Source organism: Chryseobacterium soli (genome assembly GCF_000737705.1).
Classification (GTDB): Bacteria; Bacteroidota; Bacteroidia; order Flavobacteriales; family Weeksellaceae; genus Chryseobacterium; species Chryseobacterium soli.
The window spans coordinates 164,734-189,002 of the sequence record NZ_JPRH01000001.1 but is presented as its reverse complement, the minus strand read 5'-3'; the positions used below and the strand labels follow the sequence as shown (position 1 = coordinate 189,002).

The following is a 24,269-nucleotide window of genomic DNA, read 5'->3' as shown; positions in this document are numbered from 1 at the left end:
TAGATGATTGATAATGTTAACAATTAAATACAAGAACGATGATGAATGTAAAATTTACAAAAGCAAAAGTTAGAACATTACTTTTGGTGTTGTTTTTCACCTTTGGACAGTTTTATTCACAAGTGAATAATGGTGCGGTAGGGATTAATACCTCGACTCCCAATACAAATTCAGTTTTGGATGTTGTTTCAGGAAGCAATAATAAAGGAATACTTATTCCGCGCTTAACAGAAACTCAAAGAAATGCAATTTCCATACATCCGGCTACAGATGATGGCCTTACGATCTTTAACCTTACAGAAGACTGTTACAACTACTGGAGCCTTGCAGATAGCGAATGGAAAAGCGTCTGCGGACAGATTGGAAAATCGGTTTTTACAGTTGATTGTTCCAATAGCAAGGCATTTGGAACTTATATTCAAGGTAAAGAGTTAACAGCTTCCAACTATTTAAGTGTTACAGTAAACGTTACTAAAATTGGTAATTATACGATTTCCGGGACTACCACCAATGGGTATAATTTCTATGGAACGGGTGTTTTCCTAAATACAGGAGTGCAAAAGGTACAAGTTCCTGGACAGGGTACTCCTGCTGCTGTGCAGACTAATACGGTACAGCTTATTGCAAACGGAGTGAATGTTACTTGTACGCCGGCTATTTCTATCAATGTTTTAAGCTCTGCAGGAACTTATACAATATCTTGCGGAAGTGCAACCGTGAATGGAGTATATACAAAGGGAACAGCTCTGGGAGCTACTAATACCATTACATTACCTGTTGTGGTGAGTGCTTTGGGAAGCTATTCTATTACGACCAATACGGTAGACGGAATTTCTTTCAGTGGATCAGGAACCTTCACCGCTACAGGAAATCAGAATGTAACGTTATCCGGAACAGGAACTCCTACTTCTACGGCGGATAAAGTGATGACGATCACCTCTAACAGTTCAGACGGAGCAAGTACTTGTAACGTTACCGTTGTGATAACAATTCCTGTAAAAAAAGTGTTGCATATCGGGAATGAAACAGCTTACGGATACAGTGCATACACAGGACCTTCCAGAAGTTTAATGGATTCTCCAACTAACTTTGGAACAACTGCATCAAGTGTGGTTAAATCTGCAGGGTATACTCACACATCTTTAGGCCCAAATCCTTCAAGTGCGGCCTTATTAACAGCACTTAATAATAAACCGGACATTGTAATTTTAGGTTTTGATTATTCAAACTTAGATGCTACAAGTGCAGGTTATATTGTTAATTATCTGAACAAAAAAGGAATTGTTATAGCTTATACAGAGACAGCTGCTAGTGTGCAAAATCTAATGAGAGCTGTATTTTCTGATGCTAGTATTACCTCAAGTACAGTTAATGGCGGAGGTGCGGTATACGCCCTTGCTAATACCAATGACCTAATCTTAAATGGTCCTTTTGGTGATGTAAGAGGGAAAAACTGGGGTGAAGATGCTTCAGCAACAGCAAGGGTTCAAGGCGTTTCAGGAAGTGTTATCCCTTTTAGCTACGCACAGGCTATTAACGATGCTACTGTTTACGCTGGTCTTACTGGTTTCAGACATACTGGATTGAACTTTATATGGTTTGGAGACGGTGGTTTCTTAAGTAATGAAAATGCCAATGGAAGCCAATATCCAAGTAATACTATTGAGCCTTTTCTTGCCCCAAGTACGGGAGGGTACTTACCGGTTCAGAGAACTGCGTACGGATATGCAGGGAATGGCTATGCTACAGGAGGAATGCAGGTTCAGAACGCGATTATCTTTGCCAATGCTTTAGCCTGGGCAATGAAACAGGCTGAGTCTAATGGAATAAATACTCCGTAGGACTTAAGATTAGATTTTAAAAACACAAATTTCATCAATATAAAAAACACTAATGCTTATAGAAATATAACATTGGTGTTTTTCTTATTTAAACCCTATCGTATGATGAATTATATAAGCAAGTTTTTCAATTTAAGTTTTATGGGCTTACTGCAGTATTTCTTACTCACCGGATTGTATTACGGGATCTGTTACTTTCTTTTTAAAAAGGCTTTGTATAATGCAAAAATTCAGCAAAAGGAAATGAAAAGGCAAGATATTATAAGAGAAATACTTCACTCTACCGGTTCATCATGTATCATGGTATTAATGATTTTTATGGTGGTTGAAAGTCCCTTACGGAACTATACTAAAATTTATGAAAATATCAATGATTATTCGCTGTACTGGTTAGCAGGAAGCATTATCATAGGATTATGCATTCATGATACTTATTTCTACTGGATGCACAGGTTGTTACATCATAAAAAAATATTCAGGTATGTGCATCTTATCCATCATAAATCAACAAACCCGAGTCCTTTTGCTGCCTATTCTTTTCATTTGCTTGAAGCTGCTGCAGAAGGCTTAATTGTTCCTATTCTGCTTTTTCTTATTCCCTTGCACCATATAAGTATTGTGATCTTTATACTAAGCTCTCTGTTCATCAATGGATATGGACATTTAGGTTATGAAATTGCTCCAAAATGGCTGAGAAACTCCTTTCTGTTTAAAATTTTCAACACATCGGTCCATCATAATCTTCACCATCATAAATTCAAAGGAAATTATGGTTTGTATTTTCGGTTTTGGGATCAGGTCATGAAAACGGAACATCCTGATTATCTAAAGACGTATGATAGCATACAAAAGAAAAGATTTGGAGAAGTAGGAGAATAGGGTAAACTTCAGTATAATTTATACTTTGATATATTGTTTCACTTCTTTCATGAGGCTTAGAATAAGCTCAACAGGTAAATCCTCATTCACATCAATTAAAAGGATTTTAAACTTCTTTCGGCCTTCCTGGATAAGTTCTGGATGATCTAACCGGTCACCGTGATAAAAGCTGACATAATATTTTTTATGCTTTTTGCTGTAATAGAAGTAACACAGCATTTTCTTTTTGTATTTAAAGAAAGGAAGCCCAAAACTTAACGTCTCGGTTATGTTTTCGGTATCAGACTCCAGTATTTTTGTTCTTAAAAACAAAAGAGTACTTCTGGCAGGCTCTTCGATTCTGTAGAAATACTCTTGTATGGGATTCATTGATTATTAAAAAAGATTAATCGAAGTTTTGAAGCTCGACCAGTTTATGGTACATACCTTTTCGGGCAATCAGCTCCTGGTGGGTGCCTTGTTCTACAACATCTCCTTTTTCCATTACTACGATCCAGTCAGCTTTTTGAATAGTTGAAAGTCGGTGGGCAATTACTAAAGAAGTTCTGTTTTCCATCATTTTTTCCAGGGCATCCTGAACAAATCTTTCAGATTCCGTATCCAGTGCAGAAGTTGCTTCATCCAAAATCATAATCGGTGGATTTTTCAGTACAGCTCTGGCGATAGATACCCTTTGTTTCTGACCTCCGGAAAGTTTTCCACCGTCATCACCGATATTGGTGTTATAGCCGTCAGGAAGTTGGGAAATAAATAGATCGGCGTTGGCTATTTTTGCTGCTGCAATAACTTCTTCCTGGGTAGCATCAGGTTTACCCATCAAAATATTATTGTACACCGAATCATTGAATAATACAGATTCCTGAGTTACCATTCCTAGAAGTTTTCTATACTCCTGTAACCTTAAATGCTTAATATTCGTTCCGTCAATTAAAATTTCACCTTCGGAAACATCATAGAATCTTGCCAGAAGGTTAGCAATCGTTGTCTTTCCACTACCACTTTGTCCAACCAAGGCAACGGTTTTCCCTTTTGGAATTGTTAAATTAAAGTTTTTAAGGATCAGATTATCCTTATCATAAAAGAATCCGATGTCTTTAAATTCAATTGAATTTTGAAGAGTAGAAATAGAAACAGGTTCTGCCACTTCTTCGATTTTCACATCGGCATCAAGAATTTCCAATACTCTTTTCAGAGAAGCTTCCCCTTTCTGAACGTTAGAGATAGAGGTTGATAAACTTTTTGCAGGAGGTAAAATCTGGAAGAACATTCCTAAGAATACAAGAAAATCTGCAGGAGAAATACTCTGTTCAACGATAATTTGTTTTCCTCCGTACCAGGCGATGATCAGGAACGTAATAGATCCTAAAAATTCACTCATCGGCGAAGCCAGTTCTTTCTTTCTTCCTAAATTAATTGAACTGGAGATCCACTTATTCATCGACTGCATGAATCGGTTATCCATTATTTTTTCTGCATTGAAGATCTTGATCACTTTTGATGATTTCAAAGTTTCATCAACGATAGAAAAGATAGTTCCCATTTCGTGCTGTGCCTCATGAGAGTCTTTTTTAAGACTTTTTCCAACCAACGCAATCATTGTTCCCATAACAGGTAAAACCAATAACGAGAAAAGTGTCATTTCCGGGCTTAAGAAAAATAAGGTAACCAACGTACTGATCAGCATAAACGGAGCATTGATCAATTCAATTAAACTGCCCAGAATATTCCCTTCAACTTCTCCTACATCATTAGACATACGGGACATCAAATCACCTTTTCTGCTTTCGGTAAAAAATGAAACCGGTAAAGACAGGATTTTGCGGTACATAGCACCACGAAGATCTTTGGTAACCCCTACACGATAGTTGATCAATAAGAAAGATCCGAAATAACGGAATGCATTTCTTAATAAGAACATAAAGGCAGTAATAACACACAACCAGGCAAGAACATTCAGTGAACCATATTGAGTTACTAAATGCTGTACATAATAATTGGAATATTCTTTTAAGTACGAAAAAACATCTGTCAGATCTCCTGAATACACAGGTGCTGATTCATATTTTTCAGGTTTTATGGTACCAAAAAGCATTCCCAAAACAGGCAGAATGGTTCCTAAGGAAGCAATTTGAAATACAGAATACAAAATGTTGAAAAATAAACTTCCGTAGATATATTTTTGATGCGGCCTCGCGAATTTTAATATTTTTTTATATTCGTTCATTGAGTGAAAAATTGGATAGCAAAATTAATTAAAATATACTGAAAGACGTTCTTAATTGGATTTTACTTTACCTAATATGTTTGCATAAAATCTTTTTTGTTACAACTTATCTGCATTACTTCTTCAGTATATTAAATAATATCCTGAAATAGATGGATTTTAGCAGTAGGAAAATTCTATTAGATTGCTTGTAGAAGCCGAAGTACGAAAAAATGATGTTCAAAAATTAGGAATCAATAAGATGCCCGGTATAAAAAAAGAAAACCACCAAAAGGTGGTTTTTATTGAATAGAATTTTCTTAAAACTTTACTTTATCCGTATACTTCGGAGCAAAGTTCTTAGGACTTAATTTTTCCAGTGTTTTCCCAAAATTATTAATGATCTGGGTCATATTGTCAAAATCAACAATGCTTACATCATCATTTACCTGGTGGTAATGCTTTATTTTTGTCATGTCTGCTGTTGAAATAGAATGAGCGATAATTTTCTTTTTTACAAAATTCACATTGTCTGATCTGTAAAATAGTTGCTCTTTAGCATAAGGATCAGGATTTATCGTTAATCCGTTCACTGCATTTTTATTGAAAAGCTCGTCCATATCAGAGAATTCGTCTCCTGTCATGAAAACGGCGTTCTTTCCGAACTGAGATTCTGTGGCTACCATTTCAAAATTGAAAAGGGCGGATAGGTTATTGTAGATTTTGTCTAAATTTTTGTCACCGGCAATGGCTGTAGAGCCCAGCATTCCTTTTTCTTCGCCGTTAAAGGCCATGAAAACCATAGAAAATTCAGGGTTTTTATTTTTAAAATAATCTGAAATACCCACCAGGGTGGTGATGCCGCTTGCGTCATCATCTGCACCGTTGTAAATGTTGTCGCCGCTTTTATTATTAGTGCCGATATGATCAAAATGGCCTGAGAATCCCAGGTATTTATCCGTTTTTCCTTTTTTTACACCACATACATTATACACTGTTTTTCCTTTATAATTAAAAGGAACGAGATAAGAATTCCCGGTACAGTATTCTAAATTATTTTCTTTGAATAAAGTGGCAATATAGTTGCCGGCATTTTCATTTTCGGGAGTTCCGATTTCGCGGCCTTTCATTTCATCTGATGCCAGTGTTGAAAGAATCGTGTTCACCCTTTCTTTCGAAACTTCCTGAGCGAAAGTAAAGACTGAAAAAAGCGATACAGTAAGGTAGGTTAGTTTTTTCATTGTTGATAATATTTATAGGATCTGTCGCAGCTTTACATGAAATGTTGCAGTTGATATGATAAATATAATAAAAAAACAGCTTCTGAAAAGAAGCTGCTTTCACTCAAAAAATCGTTGTAAGGTTATCGCAGTCTGTCTACAGATTTTACGAGCCTCTCATCTCTGCGGATATAAATGTTTGCAATAAGCAGACAAATTACCGCGATCAATGGGAAAACCGGCTCAATACCCTTCTCAGGAAATTGTATTCCTCCGGATAAGTTTAGTAACCAGTACGTCAATACACCAATCAACAAAACGTTTATAATGATGCTGATGGTATTCAGCAAAATTTGTCTTTTTCTGTTTTTATAGCTGAATACACTCAGTAATCCAACTAAAACAAGGGCAATACACCCAATGTTTACCACGGGAATACTACCAAAAACAGTAGCATCTTGTCCCGTTAAGAAAAGAGAAACAGCAGCCAAAACTGCTAAAAATGTCCATATGGTCTGTATTCTTTGTAGCATTGAATATTAATTCGTTGGCAAAAATAACATAAATTTTGCACAATTCAAAAATAAGTGTAGATTTGCATTATACAATGTACTTGAAAATAACAGTCACCGGACTTACTTTTCTTACTCACAATTAATTACATTTTTACATTAAATATGTTTAACCTAGAAACGTTAAGGTCAAAATCCGTAACGGACTTGACTAAAATCTTAAAGGATTTGGGCGTTAAAGTTGCAAGAAACAGCAATGAAAATGACAAAATCTTTGCAATTCTTGACTTTCAGGCTTCTAACCCTAAAGTTGCTAAAGATTATTTCAACGCCACGGAAACCAGTATAACTACTGAAGAAATACCGGCTGAGAAACCAGCAAAAGCTCCTGCAAGAAAATCAGCTCCAAAGAAAACCGCACCGAAACCCAAGTCGGAAGCGATACCACAGGAGGAAACACAACCCCAAGAAGTAGAAATAAAGCCACAGGTACAGGCAAAAGTAGAGGCAAGACAACGTGTTCCTGAACAACAGAAACCGGAGGAAGTAAAAACTGAAACCGAAACCAAAGCAGAAGCACAAACACAAACTGCACAGGCTAAGAAAAAAAGACAAAGAGTTTCTCCTCCTAATAATAATACAGGTAATACAGAGTCTGTTCAGGAAAGAAAAGAAGCTACTAAAAATGCAGAACCTCAGGAATCTGCTCCTACAGAAGAAAAGCCTACATCCCCTCAATCTCAGGCCAGACCTCAAAAAAATCACAATCATCCACAGAATAGTGGAAATTCTCATAAGAATCCAAACCAAAACCCGAATCAGAATCCTAACCAGAATTCGAATCAGAATCAGAATCCTAACCAGAATCAAAATTCTAATCAAAACCAGAATCAAAACAGACATTCTGAGAAGCATGAAGAACATCATGAGTCCAGAAAAGAGTTTAACTTCGACGGAATGGTTAGTATTGAAGGGGTTTTAGAAATCCTTCCGGATAACTACGGTTTTTTACGGTCTTCAGATTTTAGCTACATTTCTTCTCCTGATGATGTGTATGTTTCTACAGCGCAGATCAGAAACTTTGGATTAAAAACGGGTGATACTGTGAAAGGTATTGTTAGATTGCCAAAAGAAGGAGAAAAATATTTTTCACTTTTAAAGCCTACAGAAGTTAATGGACGTGATTTAGCATTCATTAAAGACCGTGTTGCTTTTGAATATTTAACACCGCTTTTCCCTGAAGAGAAATTTAATCTGGCAGGAAATAATTCTACGCTTTCCACAAGAATCGTAGATCTTTTTGCACCGATTGGAAAAGGACAGAGAGCAATGATCGTGGCGCAGCCTAAGACAGGTAAAACCATGTTGCTTAAAGATATTGCCAATTCTATTGCGGCCAACCACCCTGAAGTATACATGATGGTACTTCTTATCGACGAACGCCCTGAGGAAGTTACCGATATGGAAAGAAGTGTAAATGCTGAAGTGATTGCTTCTACATTTGATGAGGCGGCAGAAAAACACGTGAAAGTAGCTAATCTTGTACTTGCGAAAGCACAGAGAATGGTAGAATGCGGACACGATGTAGTGATCCTGTTAGACTCTATTACGAGATTGGCAAGAGCATATAATACGGTGACTCCAGCTTCAGGAAAAGTTCTTTCCGGTGGAGTAGATGCCAATGCATTACACAAACCGAAAAGATTCTTCGGAGCAGCAAGAAAAATTGAGAACGGAGGTTCTTTAACGATTATTGCAACTGCTCTTATCGATACCGGTTCTAAAATGGATGAAGTTATTTTTGAAGAATTCAAAGGTACCGGAAACATGGAACTTCAGTTAGACAGAAAAATAGCGAACAGAAGGATTTATCCGGCTATCGATTTAATTTCTTCAAGCACGCGTAGAGATGATCTTCTTCTGGACGAGGTTACCTCACAGAGAATGTGGATCTTCAGAAAATATCTTTCTGAAATGAACCCTGTGGAAGCTATGGAATTTGTAAATAAAAACATCAAAGGAACTTTAAACAATGAAGAATTCCTGATGTCTATGAATAAATAAATTTAATATTGTTAAATAGAAAGCACGGATCGTAAGGTTCGTGCTTTTTATTTTTATAGAAGGTATGCGTTCTTGATTATCAATATAACAAAGAAATCTGTTTTCATTTCCTGAATTGTAATTCTCAGATCCGAAAGAAATATTGTGTAAAAGAAATACAAAGGATTTAAATCTGCTTTATTTATTGAAGAAGGATGATTCATGGCAATGAATATATCAATGTTAAAGATTTATTAAAATAATCTCCAATTTTTGATAATAGCTTAAATATTGGCTAACTTTGGATTATAACATTAAAAATAAAATTATGTCATTTGAATTACCAACATTAGGATACGCTTACGATGCATTAGAGCCTACTATTGATGCAAAAACAATGGAAATCCATTATACTAAGCACCACCAGGCATATATCGATAACTTAAACAAAGCAATTGAAGGAACTGAATTAGCAGGAAAAACAATTGAAGAGATCTGCCAGACAGGAACTGATAAGCCAGCGGTAAGAAATAATGGAGGAGGACACTTCAACCATAGCTTATTCTGGAAAATCTTAACTCCTGGTGGAAGCAAAGAACCTGTAGGAAATGTAAAAGCAGCGATTGAAAACTATGGTGGTCTTGAAAAATTCAAAACTGATTTTTCTGATGCAGCTAAGACAAGATTCGGTTCAGGATGGGCTTGGTTAATTAAGAATGCAGACGGTTCTGTTTCTGTTTCTTCTACTCCAAACCAGGACAACCCGTTAATGCCTGTTGCAGACGTTAAAGGAACTCCAGTGTTAGGATTGGACGTTTGGGAGCATGCATATTATTTGAACTACCAGAACAGAAGACCTGATTATGTTGGAGCTTTTTTCGATGTAGTAAACTGGGACAAAGTAGAAGAATTATTCAACAAATAATTGTTAGATCCTATAAAAGCAAAAGGTTCAGAATGTTTTCTGAACCTTTTTTTGTGCATGATTGTTAAGGAATGCTATCGTATGACATCGCTGCCGGACAATCCGTTCATTCTTAATCCGTACTTCCAGCTTACGTAAGCGAATACCTGATACAGCTTGTATTCGAACTTGATCCCGTAATTTTCTTTTGGATCATAATCGATTCCGGATTCTATGATGTTTCTGTACTTCCCTGTGTTATAATAAGAGTTCCACTCGTTCACCAGAAAAGTGTTTTTAGTCTTTAAATACGATTCAGAATATTGGCTGATGGGTTTTGCAATACCATTCAGGAAATAGTCAAACTGAGTATCCATTACTGTGATATCCCATTCTCCGTCATCATTTTTAGAAGGCTTTATTTCAGATTTCTCTTTCGTATTCTTAGGAGTGGTTTGCGAAAAACAACTAAAAGGAATACATGCGAAAATTAAGAGCAATACAAAATTTTTCATGATGGATATATTTACCTTAAATATATTAAAAAAGCACCCTAAAAAGAGTGCTTTTGTTTTATTTTTTAATGTATTCCTTCTGAACAACAGAAACAGCTGGGAAGTGGTCACTGTATCCACCAGTAAACCTGTCGCCGTCCCAAGAACGGAATGGGTATCCTTTGTACTGTCCTTCCTTGTTGACTAAATAAGAAGGAGCATAGATCTCTGCCTTATAGATGGTATAAGTAGGGGTAATTTTGTCAGGAGAATATAAGTTTCTTGAAACGATAATCTGATCAAACAAATTGGGAGCATCTCTGTATGCTAAAGAAGCAACCCCTGCTTTGTATAGCTTATACATTAGATTATAATAAGGAGTTTTGTCCGATAATTCACTAGGATCACCTACTGCTCCTAAATGTTTTTTCACGCTTGGACTTACCGGATCATCATTGTAATCACCCATAGAGAATAATTTGATGCCTGGGTTTTCAGCAGTCAGCTTATCCATTTCGTTTTTCAAAACGGTAGCAGCTGTATTTCTTTTAGCCTGTGAAATTGCTTCTCCACCTCTTCTTGAAGGCCAGTGATTCATTAAAATAGCTACTTTTTCACCATCCAATAAACCTACTGCCACTACAACATCTCTGGTGTATTCTCTTCTTCCTTCGTCTCCGAAGATTTTTATTTCTTTTTTATAAGAGTTTATGACAGAGAATCTGGATTTTTGATAAATGATTGCTACGTCAATACCTCTTGCATCATACGTGTTGAAATGTACAATTCCGTAGTTGCTTTTTGCCAGAGCAGGCTGTTTGATAAGATCTTCAATGACCTGTCTGTTTTCAACTTCAATCAGTCCGCAGATAACCGGGTTGTCATTGGTGTACTGTCTACCCAGTTCAGAAATCACCTTTGCTTCATTGGCTAATTTTTGGTTGTATGATTTCGTTCCCCATCTTTTAGGGCTGTTGGCAGTAAAGTCATCGGCTAAGACCTGCTTGCGGATTACTTTTTTTCCGATTAGCAGATCATCACTCCATTCTCCTCTGTAGTCTTCTGTGGTTTCAAGATATTTTAAAGAATCTAATGGTACGCTTCTATGAAATTTAGGATTGTTTACCTGAAGGGTTCCGTCGATATAATCCGCAGAAGGAATAGTGTCCCAAAGGTTTTCTACATTCAGGAAAGCGACAGCCGCTCTTTTAACTTGTTTCTGCTGTGAAAAAGCAGATCCGAAGCAAAATACCGCAGCAATGATTAGATATTTTTTCATGTTCTTAGTATATTCAAAAAAATTAAGGGGGTAAAATTACTAATTTTATATAAGACTCATATTAAAAATATTTTAACAAATGCTTTTTTATATTAATGAAGAAAAGATAATATTGTTAGGATAATGGTGGAAGGTTAAGAAAAATTAATAGAATAAAAAGCTTAAAATGTTTGACTTAATGAAAATAGTTCTAAATTTGTGGCCCCTTAAATAAAGAAGGAGTTAAAAATAAGTTTATTATGATTAAAAAACTATCCCTAATCTCTTTGTTTACCCTATTGCCTGCATCTTATTACTTTGCACAAACTACCGTTTTTGCATACGTTAAGGATCAGGACGGTAAGCCATTAGAGAAAGCAGAAGTAGATCTAGCACAGTCCAGCGGTGATGTGACTGTGGATAAAATTGGGTACTTCCAGTTTGTGGATTTGAAACCTGGCCATTATCTTATTACTGTTGCAAAACCAAATTTTGAATCTAAAATTTTAGAATTTGATGTAACGGCTGATGAGAAGAGAAAAGACTTGGGTGTTATTACACTTAATTACAATCTAGGAACAGATGCAGGAGTTGTAGTCATTGACGACTCTGCAAATGATACCGAAGATGGAGGCTCATCAATGCAGCCTACAGTTGGACTTTTGAGCTCAGGGAGAGATGCTTTCCAAAATGTTTCCGCTTTTGAACTAGGTGCTTACTGGTTCAGACCAAGAGGGGTAGATAACAGATTTGAGGATGTAGTTTTCAACGGAGTATCGATGTCTAAAAATGATGACGGTAGAGTTGATTTCAGCAACTGGGGTGGTTTGAATGATGTTACCAGATATCCGTACGAGAATGTAGACAATATTACTCCTTCAGAATATACTTTTGGTAACCTGGGCGGGGTAGCTTATTATAACACCAGAGCTTCCAGCTACAGAAAGCAGACTTCATTGGCGTATTCATTTACCAATAGAAGTTATATGCAGAGAGCTATGGCAACGTATTCTTCAGGATTAACCAAGAAAGGTTGGGCATTTACGTTTTCAGGAAGCAGAAGATGGGGAGACAGAGCTGTTATTGATGGGGTATACCAGGATGCGTATGCTTATTTCGGATCTATTGAAAAGAAATTCAGCGACAGACACTCTATCAACCTTACCGGTTTCGGATCACCTACCTATAGAGCTTCCAACGCTCCAAATACTCAGGAAGTATATGATATTATGGGGAAAAACTACAACTCTTACTGGGGTTGGCAGGATGGAGAAAAAAGAAACTCCAGAATCAGAAATGTTTTTGAACCGATTTTCATGTTGACAGATTACCTGAAACTGGGTAAAACCTCAAACTGGACTAACACAGTTTCTTATCAGTTTGGAAGCGATGCAAGAAGCAGATTAGACTGGTTCCACGCTGCAGATCCAAACCCTACGTATTACAGAAAATTACCAAGCTACGGACTTTTATCAGCTGATGAGTTCAGACAGCAGTCTCAGATCGACTGGAATTCTATATACAATGCCAACCGTCTTAACCTTACCAATATGGATGGGTCGCCAAGAGGAGCTGTATATACTGTAGTAGAAGACGTAAATAAAGATAAAACATTCAATTTCTCCTCTCACTTTGATACAAGATTAAAGGATAACTGGAAATTGAATATCAACTTTAACTACCAGAATTTAAAATCTGATAACTTTAGAAGAATTAAAGATTTATTAGGGGCTAATTATGCTTATAATCTTAATGCTTTTAATAATGATGTAAGATACAATGCAGATGATACGAATGTAGAAGTAAGAGAAGGAGACAGAACTCAGTATTCTTATGAGCTGACAAGAAACCATTACTCTCTGAACGTTTCATCAGAAGTGGATTTCAGTAAATTTAATGTGGTAGCTTCCATCTTCTCTTCTTATTCTGAAGCATACAGAGAAGGTAATTTCAGAAGTGGTATTGCAAGATTCAGAGACAACTCTAAAGGAAAAAGTGCGGTTTATGATGCCTTAGATGCTGGTATTAAAGCAAAACTTACTTATAAGATCGACGGTAAAAACTTTATCGTATACAACGGAGCTTTCTTCAGTTTGGCACCAACAATCAATGAGATCTATATTAACCCAAGAATGGTGGATTATTTAACGCCAGGTGTTAAAAATCAGATCATCAATTCTAATGATATCAGTTATATCATGAGAGGACAGATCCTGAAATTAAGATTGTCAGGATATCTTACAACGATCCAGAATGCTACTGAAATTTCAAGATACTATGCTGATGTTAATGACGGAACGCTGGGGAACTCATTCAGTACATTGGTAAACGAAGCAATGAGCGGTGTGAACAAGAGATACATGGGAGTTGAATTAGGCTTCGATGTGAAAGTAACATCTACATTAAATGCAGTGGGGGTAGCAAGTATTGGAGAATACAAATATACCAACAACCCGGAAGTATCAACTTTTGATGATCTTAACGGATTCAGAGGAACAGACGTATGGGGGAAAGCAAATGTAAAAGATTACAAAGTTGCCGGAACACCTCAGAAAGCATTCTCTTTTGGTTTAAAATATAATTCTCCTAAATATTGGTGGGTTGGAGCTTCAGCCAATTACCTGATGGATCAGTACCTTGATTTCTCAGCGCTTAATAAAACGCCATACATGTATACAGATCAGACAACAAACGATCCGTATCCGGGAGTAACGCCTGAGCTTATCCAGCAGATTACCAAGCAAAAGAAATTCAACAACCAGTTTATGCTGAATGCTAATGCAGGTAAATCTTTCCAGTTTGGAAAATACAGAATGGGACTTAGTGTATCTGTAAACAATATTCTGAACAACAGAAACTATGTAACCGGAGGATTCGAGCAGGGAAGAAATGTAAACTTTGCAGACGCTCTTGCAGAGTCTCAGAGAGATACCCCTTATTTCGGACCAAAACTTTGGTATGACAGAGGAACAACCTTCTTTACTAACGTTTATTTAAGATTCTAAAAAGACCACTATGAAAAAATATACTTCAATTTTAAAATATATTTTTGTGATCATTGCTTCCCTGTATATCACAGGATGTGTGCATGATGATAAATATGACCAGCCTAACCTTGACGGTTTCGACTGTGCTGATAAAAAAGGGATCGTAGTACCATTTGCCGATGTAAAAGCAAAATACCAAAACAGTACTACTTACGTTTTCCCGGAAGATAAAACGCCTAATGATGAATCTGATGATTTATACATGGTAGGATATGTTTCTTCTACGGATGAAACAGGTAATATCTACAAAACAATCTATATCCAGGATGCTTTACAGAACCCTACGCATGGATTTACCATCAGTGTGGATGCCGTAAGTACCTATACAAGATATCCTCAGGGATCAAAGATTTATGTTAAACTTAATGGTCTTGCAGTAGGAGCATACGGTAACCTTGTACAGTTGGGTATGAAAACCGGTGCTGAAACTTCTGCCGGAGCAGTATCAAGAATTCCGGAAAAACAAGTACCGAAATTCATCTTCAGATCTTGTACAACAAGAGGGAATATCGTTCCTAAAGTAATGACGATGAGTGATATGGTTGCTTCTAACGACCAGTATTTCGGATGTCTGATCCAACTTAATGATGTTGAATTCGATGGAAGAGCATTATGTACAACCTATGCCCCTAACGGTGTAACGATAGATAAAACTATAGGTGAGGGCTGGACAGTAACCGGTGGTGTAGGAAAATATACAAAAACGGCTATCGTAAGAAACAGTGGATTTGCTTCATTTGCCAATCAGCTTCTTCCTTCAGGAAAAGGTAAGTTTGTAGGGATTTACAGTAAATTCCAGTCTACGCCAACTTCTACAGTAACGTATCAATTGTATGTTAACAAACCTACTGACCTTGATATGAATAAATTCCCGCGTTTAGATGGTCTTACTTCTAGCCCGTGTGATTTTAATCCAAGTACGCTGACGGCGAAAACGGTAGCTGAACTTAAGCAAATGTCTACAGGAACAAACTGGACGCAGATTACAGGAGATTTCTATGTGAAAGCTCAGGTTGTGGCTAATGACGAAACTGGTAACCTATACAAATATGTGTACATAGAAGATGCTACAGGCGGAATCAGAGTAAACATCAATAAAGTGAATTTATATCTTGATAACCGTTTCAGATTAGGAAAAGATGTTAATATTAAATTGAAAAACCTATATGTAAGAAACGTTAGCGGAGAAATACAGTTAGGAAACCTGTTCAATAATAACACCCAGTTCGGACAGATCGAAGAAACAGATATGTATAAATATTTCTTTGATACGAATACTGCTTCAAGACCGGTAGTTCCTACAGAAAGAACCATTACACAGCTTACCACTGCTGATGTTGGAAGATGGATCAAAATCAAAGATCTTCAGTTTATAGACAGCGACCTTGGAAAAACATATACGGACGGTACAGGAACTACGAACAGAACATTACAGGATTGTGCAGGAAACCAGATTCTTCTGAGAACAAGCGGATTGGCAGATTTCGGAACATCTGCAGCGCCTAAAAAACCAGGTTCTACTGAAATCGAAGGAGGTAAAGGTGATGTATATGCAATCGCAAGTATTTTCAATGGAACATATCAGTTATGGATTACAAAATTAGCTAATGTTGATTTGGATAATCCAAGATGTGACGGAAGTATTTATACACCGATCCCGACTATTTATAGTGAAAACTTTGCAAGCGGTGGATTCAGTACAGACTGGACTACAGTAAACGTAACAGGAGCTCAGGTTTGGGGTACTTCAAATCAGGGTAACGGAACCAACTACTATGCAATGATGAACGGTTTTGCATCTGTAAACAATGCCAATGAAGATTGGTTAATCTCTAAAGCAGTAAGCTTGGTAGGTAAAACAAAAGCTGCCGTGAGTTTCACTACCGATGTAAGATATGCAGGAAATACGTTACAGGTATATGCAACGGATAACTTTACAGGAAATGTGGCAACAACAGTTTGGACATTATTACCTGCAACATTAGATACCAATACAGGAGCATTTGGTGACTGGGTAGGTTCAGGAAATGTAAATCTAAGTGCATTCTTAGGTAAAAATGTTAGAATTGCATTTAAATATACTTCTACGACTTCAGCAGCAGCGACATGGGAAGTAGATGATTTCAAAATAAAGGCACAATAATAGGAGCTTTAATATAATACCAGGGCGGACTTTTTAAAGTCCGCCTTTTTTATTAATTTCATATAATAATGAATAGTATGAGTCAACGAACCAAGGGGATACTTACTTTTGTGGGATTAGTGTCTCTATTGATATATAGTTTCTATGCCAGTGCTGGGCCTCCTAATGTGAAAATGCTTAAAAACACAAAATACACAATAGGTGAAGTGAGATACGAGTACTATAATAATAAAAACGGGTTAGGTTTTGATATTGAATTTTATAACAATTATGATAGAATTAGGGCACACCGCAATGGAGAATTTATCTTTGGGCGGAAGTATCTGGTCGCCTACGATTCTACTAATAGTAAGAATGGGTATATTATATTGGATAAATATGATATTACAGATTCTCTTTCTAAATATAATATTCATGAAGAAGGTGGATATTATAAGAAATCCTGGTCGTTAGAAAAAATACCTTTTCAGTATAATAAAAGTGATATAGAGCATGATGTTAAAATGGCTGTTATCAACTGGTAACAATGTATTTTTATTGATTATATAACAAAAAAACCACTGCATTGCAGTGGTTTTTATACTTTAAAATTTCTTTTTAAAAAGAAACTTCGTTTACTTCTTTTCCTCGTTGGAAATTCATTACTTTCTGAGTTCCTTTGTAAGCAATAGTAACTACGTTAATTTGCTTAGGAAAAGAACTTAAAAGGATCGCGTTTTTTATTTTTAAGGTGCTGATGTCCGATACTCCGCCCGTTTCAAAATACACCCATACAGTTTCTCCGTTTACCTGACTTCCTGTAAAAGTAATTGTTTTAGGAGAGCCATTGACGTACACATCAAAATTATTGTTCACATATTTTTTTACTTCTGCTTCAAATCCAGCGGTGTTGGGGTTGATCTTAATAGCATCAGAAATGTGGTTTGTATTCATTTTTGTGGTAAACTTCAATGTCTTGCTTCCATCAATATAATCCACTTTGGTCATCGAAGAGAAAAAGTCTACATACATAAAACTCATTAACACAAAAAATGTTAAAATACTAGATATATATATAAGTTTTTTCATCTTAATTAATAGATTTACAATCATGCTTGTTTATATTAAGTCACAAATAATATGCCAATTAAAAATTGACGTTCACCGCGTATTTATCATAAAACGCTTTAATGTGTGCTACCGCTTCATCCGCAGTGTCCACAACTCTGTAAAGATCAAGATCATCTGCAGCAATCATTCCCTCTTCCAGTAAGGTTGCCTTAAACCATTCCAGTAATCCGCTCCAAAATTTACTGCCGACCAACACAATAGGGAATTTCCCAATTTTATTAGTCTGGATCAGTGTCATCGCTTCCGTTAATTCATCTAAAGTACCAAATCCTCCCGGCATTACAACAAAACCCTGAGAATATTTAATAAACATCACTTTTCTTACAAAAAAGTAATCAAAGTTCATTGAATATGATTTGTTAATATACGGATTAAAATGCTGCTCAAAAGGAAGATCGATATTTAAACCGATAGATTTCCCTTTTGCATTAAAAGCGCCTTTATTTCCAGCCTCCATAATCCCAGGACCGCCTCCGGTAATAATTCCGAAGCCTAGTTTTGTGATTTTCTCAGCAATTTCTACAGCCATCTCATAATATTTGCTTCCCGGTTTCAGACGTGCAGAGCCAAACAGCGATACACAAGGTCCGATTTTGGCGAGTTTTTCATATCCGTCTACAAATTCTGCCATCACCTTGAAAACCATCCAGCTGTCTTTGGTAATGGTTTCGTCCCAGGTTTTTTGTCTGAAGCTGTTGTGCAGCTTTGATTCGTTTATGTCGAGTTCTGGATTTACTAAGCTTTCATCCCGGGTTCCATCAATTTCCATTGCAAAAATTATTTAAAATGTTTTTCGGCTTCTATTACAGATTCCGGTCTTCCGACATCTATCAGGATACTGTCATGCACAAAACCGTGTATTTGTTCGGTCAGCATAAGATCCAGATATTCTTCCATAACAGAAAATTTGCCTGTTCTTTTTATTTTTTCAAAGATACTGGGGTTGATACAGTGTACACCGCTGAACGCCAAAGCCTTAAATCCTTTGTTGAATTCAGCCAGTCTCTGTTCGCCGGTTTGTACATTCAGCCAGCCTCTTAGGACAAGTTCATCATTGAAAAGCAGTTTTCTTGAACTTTCCCTATCCGAAACGGCTAAAGTAGCAAAATCTTTTATCTTTTTGTGATAATTAACGAGATCTGTAATATTGATGTTGGTTAAAATATCAGCATTCATGATTAAAAAATCTTCCCCATGATCCAGAAATCTTCTAGCAAAAATCAAACCACCTCCTGTTTCCAGCAATTCGTCTGTTTCATCAGAAATTTCAATATGACAGTTGAAATTATTGTTCTTTTTAAGAAATTCAGCAATTTGATCTCCAAAATGATGGATGTTGATGACAAAATCCTTTATTCCAAAACTTTTAAGATATTGGATGTTTCTTTCCAGAAGAGGGATCCCGTTAACCTTTGCTAAGGCTTTGGGATGGTGATCTGTAAACGGTTTAAGCCTTGTGCCTTTTCCAGCTGCGAAAATTAGAGCTTTCATTGTATAATTGATAGGTGATTAATGAGATAAAGATAAATTATTAGAATCTATCACTTATCATTTATGAATTCAGATGGTGCTGTTCATCGTGGTGAAGGCTAATTTCAGTACCTTCCGGATACTTTTCCTTAATGAATTCAGCAATCTTTATGGCGCAATATACGGACCGGTGCTGTCCGCCAGTGCATCCGAAATTGATCTGAAGGTTTTCAAAGCCCCTTGCAAGATAATTATCAATATTGATCGAAACAATGCTTTTTACCAATTCTAAAAATGCAGGCATTTCAGTGTTTTCCTCAAGGTATTTCTGCACACCGATATCATTTCCTGTTTGGGTTTTATATTCTTCAATCCTCCCTGGGTTAAGTATTCCCCTGCAGTCGAAAGCAAAACCTCCTCCGTTTCCTGATTCATCTTTTGGAATTCCTCCTTTTTTATACGAAAAGCTGTGTATGTCGATGTGAAGCATATTTTATTTTTTTATTAACCATTAAGGTTATTTAGTTTTATTAATACTAATCTTTTAGTTTCTTCAGTAGAGCTATGTGAATCAACTTTAAGAATTGATAATTTCATTAATTTTTGATTCTGTTTTCTCCAGCGTTAACTGGCCGATTACTTTTTTAAGCTCCGGGTAGTCTTTCATATGTTCCCAAGAATCGGCAAATTGTGTGATGTTTAAAATTCCCTGTTTAATGCTTGCCAGAAAGTGCTGCTTTCTCTGAATCAGACCTCTGAAACCGTAAGCTCCTAAAACCTGCAGGAATCTCATCATCTGAATAGGTTTAACCGATTCTTTTAGTTGATTTTTTATTTTTTCATTTTCAAACTGCTGGATGTAAAATTCTAGCATTTCATTTTTAAAATCTTCAGGGAAATTGGCTTTAGCCTGAAAAAGAAAAGAAATAACATCATACATCAAAGGACCTTCCATCGCCGATTGATAATCAATAAATGAAACTTCATCATTTTGATTCACCATAATATTTCGAGCCTGAAAATCACGAATCATGATTCCCTTGGGCTCAAGGCCTTCGATACGTCGGGCAATTTCTTTAAATTCTTTCAGAAGAGTGGATTTGTGATACTCAAGTTCAAGAACATCGGCCACGAAATTTTTAAAATAATACAAATCGTGGATCACGGGAAGTTCATCATACCTCTCATATTCAAAAGTTTTAGAAAAATCAATTTTTCCTTGTGTCTCAATCTGAAGCCGGTAGAGCTTTTCTAAGGTTTGCGTAACGAGTGATAGTACTCTGGCAGAAAGTCCTTCATTTGAAATAAGTTCGGAAAGGGTGTTTTCGCCCAAAAATTCCTGGATATATGTTTTCCGGTCATCAGAAATCGCAAAAATAGCAGGAGTATTGAGGTGCAGTGACGAAAAAATTTCAGAATAGTATAAAAAACATTCATTTTCCGGAATGTTTTCATTGTAAGTTACGATATACTTTTTACTGGAAGATGTTGCCAGAAAGTTTACCCTGGCTGAACCGCTTTGAGCCAATGTGACGAACTCAGAAAATGTGTCACCCAGATAGTTTTCAAAAAATCGTTTTGCGTTTTCGGAAGTCATAATATGGAAACAAATATACTAAATTACCGTCTAATTTTTATCTTTGCAGTATGCTAAAGGATTTTAAACCAGTTTTAAGCATTTTGCTTCGCTTCATCATCATCTATCTGGTGTTGCTTTTTGCCTATCAGTTTTTTCTGAATAGCTGCAAGGGAACCGGGCTGGATTCGTTTTCAAGAATAATTGCGGATCAGGTGAGCTGGATTCAAAATAAAATAGGATATCCTACAGAATTGTACGACGATATTAAAAATGATCAGGTTTGGTTCTATGTGAAGAATGTGTATGCTACGAGAATGGTGGAAGGGTGTAATGCTGTTTCTGTCATGATTTTGTTTGTTTCTTTTATTTTTGCATTCTATAAAGGGACTAAAACATTTGTCTTTGTCTTCATTGGACTTGTTTTTCTTTACGGGATGAATGTGGTAAGAATCGTAGGATTGAATATTGTACAAACTGATCACCAAGAGTACAGTAAAATGTTCCACGATTTTATTTTTCCTGCGGTTATTTATGGAAGTGTGGTGTTGCTCTGGCTGATATGGATTAAATTTTTTGCATTGAAAAATGAGAATTCTTAGTTGGTTTTTGGTTATAGCAGGTGTACTGGGTCTTATAAGCGTAAGACTGCTGGAAGACCGTCTTTTCTACGATCCTTTTCTGAATTATTTCCATGAAGCTAATAAGAACTTTACGTTTCCGGAATTTAAATGGGGAAAATTAATAATCGGACACCTTTTCAGATTTGTTTTAAACCTGTTTTTTTCATGTCTGGTTATTCATTTTTTATTTAAAAATAAACAATGGACCCTGCAGGGTGCACTGCTGATAACGATTATTTTTGCCATTACTTTTCCGATCTATCTGTACTGTATTTATGATAGATTTGAGATAGGCTACCTGTTTTCTTTTTATATGAGAAGGTTTGTAATCCAGCCATTAATTTTACTGTTGATTGTTCCTATGTTTTATTATCGGAAGCAGATCGGGACATTAAAAAACACATAAAACTACATCACTTAATTTGTGTGTCCTTCTGCGGTATGTTTATCTACACTTGTTACATTTTCCGGAGTCCAGATTACACGCTTTACAAAATCTTTTTCGCGTACAGGACAGTCTTTGATCTGGCATACAGAACATGAGATCGGCTTGCAGTCGTCCATGTGAAAATTAAACTCAATGCTTCGTTTTGTATTGTTGGCGAGAAGGATGATGGCCTTTTCCATTTCGTTATGCGCTTCACGCAGGCTGTAGTACCAGGGAAGGGTGATGTGGGCATCAATATGAAGGGAGGACCCGAATTGCTGGATTTTCATATTGTGAACGTCGATCCATTCTGTTCTTCTGTTGTTTTCAAGGATCTGCACGATCTGGCGGAGAAGGTCAGGGTCTTGTTCGTCCATAATTCCGCTTAAAGACTTACGGACAATCTTATACCCTACAATAATGATATAGGCTCCAAAAACCAGGGCTACGACTGAATCCAGCCAGTAGATTTTTGTAAAATATACCACAATTAAACTGATTACAACACCGAGTGTAGTAATGGTGTCCGACTGAAGATGCTTTCCGGATGAAATGAGGACTAAGGAGTTTTCTTCCTTCCCTTTTTTAATGGAAATATATCCGAGCAGGTAATTGACTATTGCTGTGGCCGCGATAATCCAGATTCCCCAGTCCAGTTTATTTAAAACTTTTCCTACGATTAAACTATTGATTCCTTCGTAAATGATCATGATTCCGGCAATGGCGATAAGGGCACCTTCAATACCGGAGGTGACGAATTCTACTTTTCCATGTCCATAAGGATGATCTTCATCTTTGGGTTTGGCCGCAAGGTGAAGAGAGTAGAGCCCCATAAATGCGCTGATGACATTCACGACACTTTCCATGGCATCAGAAAAAACAGCATCGGAATTCGTAAGCTTCCAGGCAGCCAGTTTTCCGATGAAAAGAATAACTCCAAAAACAGCAATGAGCTTTTGGAAACCAATTTTATCTTTATTGTTACTTTTCTTATTCTTCATAAGTTTGATAAAAAAAAGAATCTCAATGTTGAGACTCTTTTTTTATTTGTTAGTTTATACTAAGTTGTTTGCTACAAGGTATTCTGCGATCTGTACTGCGTTGGTTGCTGCTCCTTTTCGCAGATTGTCTGCTACAATCCAGAGATTGAGAGTTTTCGGCTGTGATAGATCCCGTCTTATCCTGCCGACAAAGACTTCATCTTTTCCTTCAGAATATAATGGCATTGGATATATGTTATTCTTTACATCATCCATTACAATGACTCCGGGAGTTTCCGATAAGATTTTTCTTATTTCGTCCAATTCAAATTCGTTTTCGAATTCAATGTTTACGCTTTCAGAATGTCCTCCCTGTACCGGAACTCTTACTGCAGTAGCTGTTAAATTGAATGTATCATCCCCTAAAATTTTCTTAGGCTCTTTCATTAATTTAATCTCTTCTTTAGTGTAATCGTCATCACTAAAAACATCACAATGAGGTAAGGCATTTTTGAATATCTGATAAGGATATACTTTTGCCACCGAATTATCAGTGTTGATTTCAGCATTCAGTTGATCTACCGCTGCTTTTCCTGTTCCTGTTACAGACTGGTAGGTAGAAACAACCACTCTTTTCAGGTCGTATTTTTTGTTGAGCGGGCCCAGAACCATTACCAACTGAATGGTAGAACAGTTAGGATTCGCAATGATTTTATCTTCTTTCGTTAAAACTCCTGCATTGATTTCCGGAACGACTAATTTTTTATCAGGGTCCATTCTCCATGCTGAAGAATTATCAATTACAGTGATACCTGCTGCTGCAAATTGGGGAGCATACTCCAGAGAAGTAGATCCGCCTGCAGAAAATATGGCAATATCAGGTTTGGCAGCTATAGCGTCGTTTATGCTTACAATAGTATATTCTTTCTGTTTATACTTCACCTTCTTACCTATAGATCTTTCCGATGCGACCGGAATTAATTCTGTTACAGGGAAGTTCCTTTCTTCCAAAACTTTAAGCATAACTTGTCCAACCATTCCTGTTGAACCGACTACAGCTACTTTCATCTTAATGATTACATTATTTAAGTTAATATATTATGCTCCAAAGACTCTTGTCCATGGAAACGCGAATGCAAATAAACCGACTGCAATTAATCCCATAATTACGATTCCTAAAGAAATGGTAGGGTTAACTTTTACTTTTTTGTTGACGATTGTCATTAAAACAGCTGCAATTAGCATAGAAAATGGATGTTCTACATATTGAAATCTCAGGTCTGCATTTTTCATGACAGATCCCATATCAAGTCCTTTTGTAAAATTAATAACGAGCATAATAATACCGATTAAAAACTGAACGTGGAAAAAGATCATCGTGAAGAGGGTAGTCTTCTTTAATAATTTGTTTACTTTACCACTGAATCCAAACATGGTAACCAACAAAGCAACAATAAATAAGGTTACTAAAACCAATTCCAGATACCCGAATCCTTTATGGGCACTCAATAAAATCTTGTAAAAATCCATAATCAATTT

General features: G+C 36.5%; 23 protein-coding genes. 9 read left to right on the top strand and 14 right to left on the bottom strand.

All coding sequences use genetic code 11. The annotated features are described in order from the left end of the window. The first annotated feature begins 38 nt into the window (after positions 1-38). Both IW15_RS00845 and IW15_RS00840 read left to right on the top strand, forming a co-directional pair. Positions 39-1,841: a hypothetical protein gene (locus IW15_RS00845; RefSeq protein WP_034708521.1), complete on the top strand. Its 1,803-nt coding sequence runs from the start codon at positions 39-41 to the stop codon at positions 1,839-1,841. Between the two features lie 102 nt (positions 1,842-1,943). Next, entirely contained in the window at positions 1,944-2,720 is a 777-nt protein-coding gene (locus IW15_RS00840) for a sterol desaturase family protein (RefSeq protein ID WP_051881673.1), read from the top strand. 18 nt (positions 2,721-2,738) lie between these two features. Here the strand turns inward: IW15_RS00840 and IW15_RS00835 are convergent, their stop codons facing one another. The 4 genes from IW15_RS00835 to IW15_RS00820 form a co-directional block, all read right to left on the bottom strand. Then, positions 2,739-3,089 (bottom strand): DUF1801 domain-containing protein, encoded by a 351-nt coding sequence (locus tag IW15_RS00835; protein ID WP_034708520.1) that lies wholly within the window; start codon positions 3,087-3,089, stop codon positions 2,739-2,741. A gap of 16 nt (positions 3,090-3,105) precedes the next feature. Beyond that, the gene (locus IW15_RS00830; protein ID WP_034708519.1) at positions 3,106-4,944 is read right to left on the bottom strand and encodes an ABC transporter ATP-binding protein; all 1,839 of its coding nucleotides are present in this window, start codon (positions 4,942-4,944) and stop codon (positions 3,106-3,108) included. A 299-nt stretch (positions 4,945-5,243) separates the two neighbouring features. Continuing rightward, entirely contained in the window at positions 5,244-6,164 is a 921-nt protein-coding gene (locus IW15_RS00825) for a M28 family peptidase (protein ID WP_034708518.1), read from the bottom strand. 122 nt (positions 6,165-6,286) lie between these two features. Then, positions 6,287-6,676 carry a DUF4293 domain-containing protein gene (locus IW15_RS00820; RefSeq protein ID WP_034708517.1) on the bottom strand — a complete coding sequence of 130 codons (390 nt, stop codon included), beginning with the start codon at positions 6,674-6,676 and terminating at the stop codon, positions 6,287-6,289. Positions 6,677-6,820: 144 nt separating this feature from the next. Between IW15_RS00820 and rho the strand changes: the two genes are divergently transcribed. Continuing rightward, positions 6,821-8,719, top strand: coding sequence for a transcription termination factor Rho (rho, locus tag IW15_RS00815; RefSeq protein WP_034708515.1), 1,899 nt, complete (start codon positions 6,821-6,823; stop codon positions 8,717-8,719). A gap of 307 nt (positions 8,720-9,026) precedes the next feature. Further along, entirely contained in the window at positions 9,027-9,623 is a 597-nt protein-coding gene (locus tag IW15_RS00810; RefSeq protein WP_034708514.1) for a superoxide dismutase, read from the top strand. A 74-nt stretch (positions 9,624-9,697) separates the two neighbouring features. Here the strand turns inward: IW15_RS00810 and IW15_RS00805 are convergent, their stop codons facing one another. Further along, positions 9,698-10,117: a DUF6146 family protein gene (locus IW15_RS00805; protein WP_034708513.1), complete on the bottom strand. Its 420-nt coding sequence runs from the start codon at positions 10,115-10,117 to the stop codon at positions 9,698-9,700. 58 nt (positions 10,118-10,175) lie between these two features. Next, positions 10,176-11,375, bottom strand: a complete 1,200-nt coding sequence (locus IW15_RS00800) for an endonuclease/exonuclease/phosphatase family protein (RefSeq protein ID WP_034708512.1) — start codon at positions 11,373-11,375, stop codon at positions 10,176-10,178. Between the two features lie 239 nt (positions 11,376-11,614). Here IW15_RS00800 and IW15_RS00795 point away from each other — a divergent pair, with 239 nt between their 5' ends. From IW15_RS00795 to IW15_RS00785, 3 genes are all read left to right on the top strand, one after another. Further along, positions 11,615-14,359: a carboxypeptidase-like regulatory domain-containing protein gene (locus IW15_RS00795; RefSeq protein ID WP_034708509.1), complete on the top strand. Its 2,745-nt coding sequence runs from the start codon at positions 11,615-11,617 to the stop codon at positions 14,357-14,359. Between the two features lie 10 nt (positions 14,360-14,369). Further along, positions 14,370-16,544, top strand: a complete 2,175-nt coding sequence (locus IW15_RS00790) for a DUF5689 domain-containing protein (protein ID WP_034708508.1) — start codon at positions 14,370-14,372, stop codon at positions 16,542-16,544. 77 nt (positions 16,545-16,621) lie between these two features. Then, positions 16,622-17,068, top strand: coding sequence for a hypothetical protein (locus tag IW15_RS00785; RefSeq protein WP_131368443.1), 447 nt, complete (start codon positions 16,622-16,624; stop codon positions 17,066-17,068). A gap of 73 nt (positions 17,069-17,141) precedes the next feature. Here the strand turns inward: IW15_RS00785 and IW15_RS00780 are convergent, their stop codons facing one another. The 5 genes from IW15_RS00780 to IW15_RS00760 all read right to left on the bottom strand — a co-directional run bounded on the left by IW15_RS00780 (position 17,142) and on the right by IW15_RS00760 (position 20,721). Beyond that, positions 17,142-17,564: a DUF6702 family protein gene (locus IW15_RS00780; protein WP_316931868.1), complete on the bottom strand. Its 423-nt coding sequence runs from the start codon at positions 17,562-17,564 to the stop codon at positions 17,142-17,144. Positions 17,565-17,670: 106 nt separating this feature from the next. Then, on the bottom strand, positions 17,671-18,423 hold the full coding sequence (locus tag IW15_RS00775; RefSeq protein WP_051881671.1) for an LOG family protein: 753 nt from the start codon (positions 18,421-18,423) through the stop codon (positions 17,671-17,673). A gap of 8 nt (positions 18,424-18,431) precedes the next feature. Further along, on the bottom strand, positions 18,432-19,145 hold the full coding sequence (locus tag IW15_RS00770) for a nucleotidyltransferase family protein (protein WP_034708501.1): 714 nt from the start codon (positions 19,143-19,145) through the stop codon (positions 18,432-18,434). A gap of 61 nt (positions 19,146-19,206) precedes the next feature. Beyond that, positions 19,207-19,614: a RapZ C-terminal domain-containing protein gene (locus IW15_RS00765; protein WP_034708498.1), complete on the bottom strand. Its 408-nt coding sequence runs from the start codon at positions 19,612-19,614 to the stop codon at positions 19,207-19,209. Positions 19,615-19,701: 87 nt separating this feature from the next. After that, the gene (locus IW15_RS00760; RefSeq protein WP_034708495.1) at positions 19,702-20,721 is read right to left on the bottom strand and encodes an aminoglycoside phosphotransferase family protein; all 1,020 of its coding nucleotides are present in this window, start codon (positions 20,719-20,721) and stop codon (positions 19,702-19,704) included. A 50-nt stretch (positions 20,722-20,771) separates the two neighbouring features. Here IW15_RS00760 and xrtF point away from each other — a divergent pair, with 50 nt between their 5' ends. Together xrtF and IW15_RS00750 are read left to right on the top strand one after the other, a co-directional pair. Continuing rightward, positions 20,772-21,302, top strand: a complete 531-nt coding sequence (xrtF, locus tag IW15_RS00755) for an exosortase family protein XrtF (protein ID WP_034708491.1) — start codon at positions 20,772-20,774, stop codon at positions 21,300-21,302. After that, positions 21,289-21,729, top strand: a complete 441-nt coding sequence (locus IW15_RS00750; RefSeq protein WP_034708488.1) for an exosortase F system-associated membrane protein — start codon at positions 21,289-21,291, stop codon at positions 21,727-21,729. The genes xrtF and IW15_RS00750 overlap by 14 nt, the downstream gene beginning before the upstream one ends. Positions 21,730-21,740: 11 nt before the next feature. Here the strand turns inward: IW15_RS00750 and IW15_RS00745 are convergent, their stop codons facing one another. The 3 genes from IW15_RS00745 to IW15_RS00735 are packed head-to-tail and all read right to left on the bottom strand — an operon-like array spanning position 21,741 to position 24,260. Next, positions 21,741-22,751: a cation diffusion facilitator family transporter gene (locus IW15_RS00745; RefSeq protein WP_034708486.1), complete on the bottom strand. Its 1,011-nt coding sequence runs from the start codon at positions 22,749-22,751 to the stop codon at positions 21,741-21,743. A 54-nt stretch (positions 22,752-22,805) separates the two neighbouring features. Next, complete coding sequence (locus IW15_RS00740; RefSeq protein ID WP_034708483.1) at positions 22,806-23,798, bottom strand: aspartate-semialdehyde dehydrogenase; 993 nt, start codon at positions 23,796-23,798, stop codon at positions 22,806-22,808. A 30-nt stretch (positions 23,799-23,828) separates the two neighbouring features. Beyond that, positions 23,829-24,260 carry a hypothetical protein gene (locus tag IW15_RS00735; RefSeq protein WP_034708480.1) on the bottom strand — a complete coding sequence of 144 codons (432 nt, stop codon included), beginning with the start codon at positions 24,258-24,260 and terminating at the stop codon, positions 23,829-23,831. Between the last annotated feature and the right edge of the window lie 9 nt (positions 24,261-24,269).

Excerpts from the sequence above, each read along its gene's own strand:
- IW15_RS00845 (WP_034708521.1), top strand. The coding sequence starts at position 39 with ATGATGAATGTAAAATTTACAAAAGCAAAAGTTAGAACATTACTTTTG.
- IW15_RS00840 (WP_051881673.1), top strand. The coding sequence starts at position 1,944 with ATGATGAATTATATAAGCAAGTTTTTCAATTTAAGTTTTATGGGCTTA.
- IW15_RS00835 (WP_034708520.1), bottom strand. The coding sequence starts at position 3,089 with ATGAATCCCATACAAGAGTATTTCTACAGAATCGAAGAGCCTGCCAGA.
- IW15_RS00830 (WP_034708519.1), bottom strand. The coding sequence starts at position 4,944 with ATGAACGAATATAAAAAAATATTAAAATTCGCGAGGCCGCATCAAAAA.
- IW15_RS00825 (WP_034708518.1), bottom strand. The coding sequence starts at position 6,164 with ATGAAAAAACTAACCTACCTTACTGTATCGCTTTTTTCAGTCTTTACT.
- IW15_RS00820 (WP_034708517.1), bottom strand. The coding sequence starts at position 6,676 with ATGCTACAAAGAATACAGACCATATGGACATTTTTAGCAGTTTTGGCT.
- rho (WP_034708515.1), top strand. The coding sequence starts at position 6,821 with ATGTTTAACCTAGAAACGTTAAGGTCAAAATCCGTAACGGACTTGACT.
- IW15_RS00810 (WP_034708514.1), top strand. The coding sequence starts at position 9,027 with ATGTCATTTGAATTACCAACATTAGGATACGCTTACGATGCATTAGAG.
- IW15_RS00805 (WP_034708513.1), bottom strand. The coding sequence starts at position 10,117 with ATGAAAAATTTTGTATTGCTCTTAATTTTCGCATGTATTCCTTTTAGT.
- IW15_RS00800 (WP_034708512.1), bottom strand. The coding sequence starts at position 11,375 with ATGAAAAAATATCTAATCATTGCTGCGGTATTTTGCTTCGGATCTGCT.
- IW15_RS00795 (WP_034708509.1), top strand. The coding sequence starts at position 11,615 with ATGATTAAAAAACTATCCCTAATCTCTTTGTTTACCCTATTGCCTGCA.
- IW15_RS00790 (WP_034708508.1), top strand. The coding sequence starts at position 14,370 with ATGAAAAAATATACTTCAATTTTAAAATATATTTTTGTGATCATTGCT.
- IW15_RS00785 (WP_131368443.1), top strand. The coding sequence starts at position 16,622 with ATGAGTCAACGAACCAAGGGGATACTTACTTTTGTGGGATTAGTGTCT.
- IW15_RS00780 (WP_316931868.1), bottom strand. The coding sequence starts at position 17,564 with ATGAGTTTTATGTATGTAGACTTTTTCTCTTCGATGACCAAAGTGGAT.
- IW15_RS00775 (WP_051881671.1), bottom strand. The coding sequence starts at position 18,423 with ATGGAAATTGATGGAACCCGGGATGAAAGCTTAGTAAATCCAGAACTC.
- IW15_RS00770 (WP_034708501.1), bottom strand. The coding sequence starts at position 19,145 with ATGAAAGCTCTAATTTTCGCAGCTGGAAAAGGCACAAGGCTTAAACCG.
- IW15_RS00765 (WP_034708498.1), bottom strand. The coding sequence starts at position 19,614 with ATGCTTCACATCGACATACACAGCTTTTCGTATAAAAAAGGAGGAATT.
- IW15_RS00760 (WP_034708495.1), bottom strand. The coding sequence starts at position 20,721 with ATGACTTCCGAAAACGCAAAACGATTTTTTGAAAACTATCTGGGTGAC.
- xrtF (WP_034708491.1), top strand. The coding sequence starts at position 20,772 with ATGCTAAAGGATTTTAAACCAGTTTTAAGCATTTTGCTTCGCTTCATC.
- IW15_RS00750 (WP_034708488.1), top strand. The coding sequence starts at position 21,289 with ATGAGAATTCTTAGTTGGTTTTTGGTTATAGCAGGTGTACTGGGTCTT.
- IW15_RS00745 (WP_034708486.1), bottom strand. The coding sequence starts at position 22,751 with ATGAAGAATAAGAAAAGTAACAATAAAGATAAAATTGGTTTCCAAAAG.
- IW15_RS00740 (WP_034708483.1), bottom strand. The coding sequence starts at position 23,798 with ATGAAAGTAGCTGTAGTCGGTTCAACAGGAATGGTTGGACAAGTTATG.
- IW15_RS00735 (WP_034708480.1), bottom strand. The coding sequence starts at position 24,260 with ATGGATTTTTACAAGATTTTATTGAGTGCCCATAAAGGATTCGGGTAT.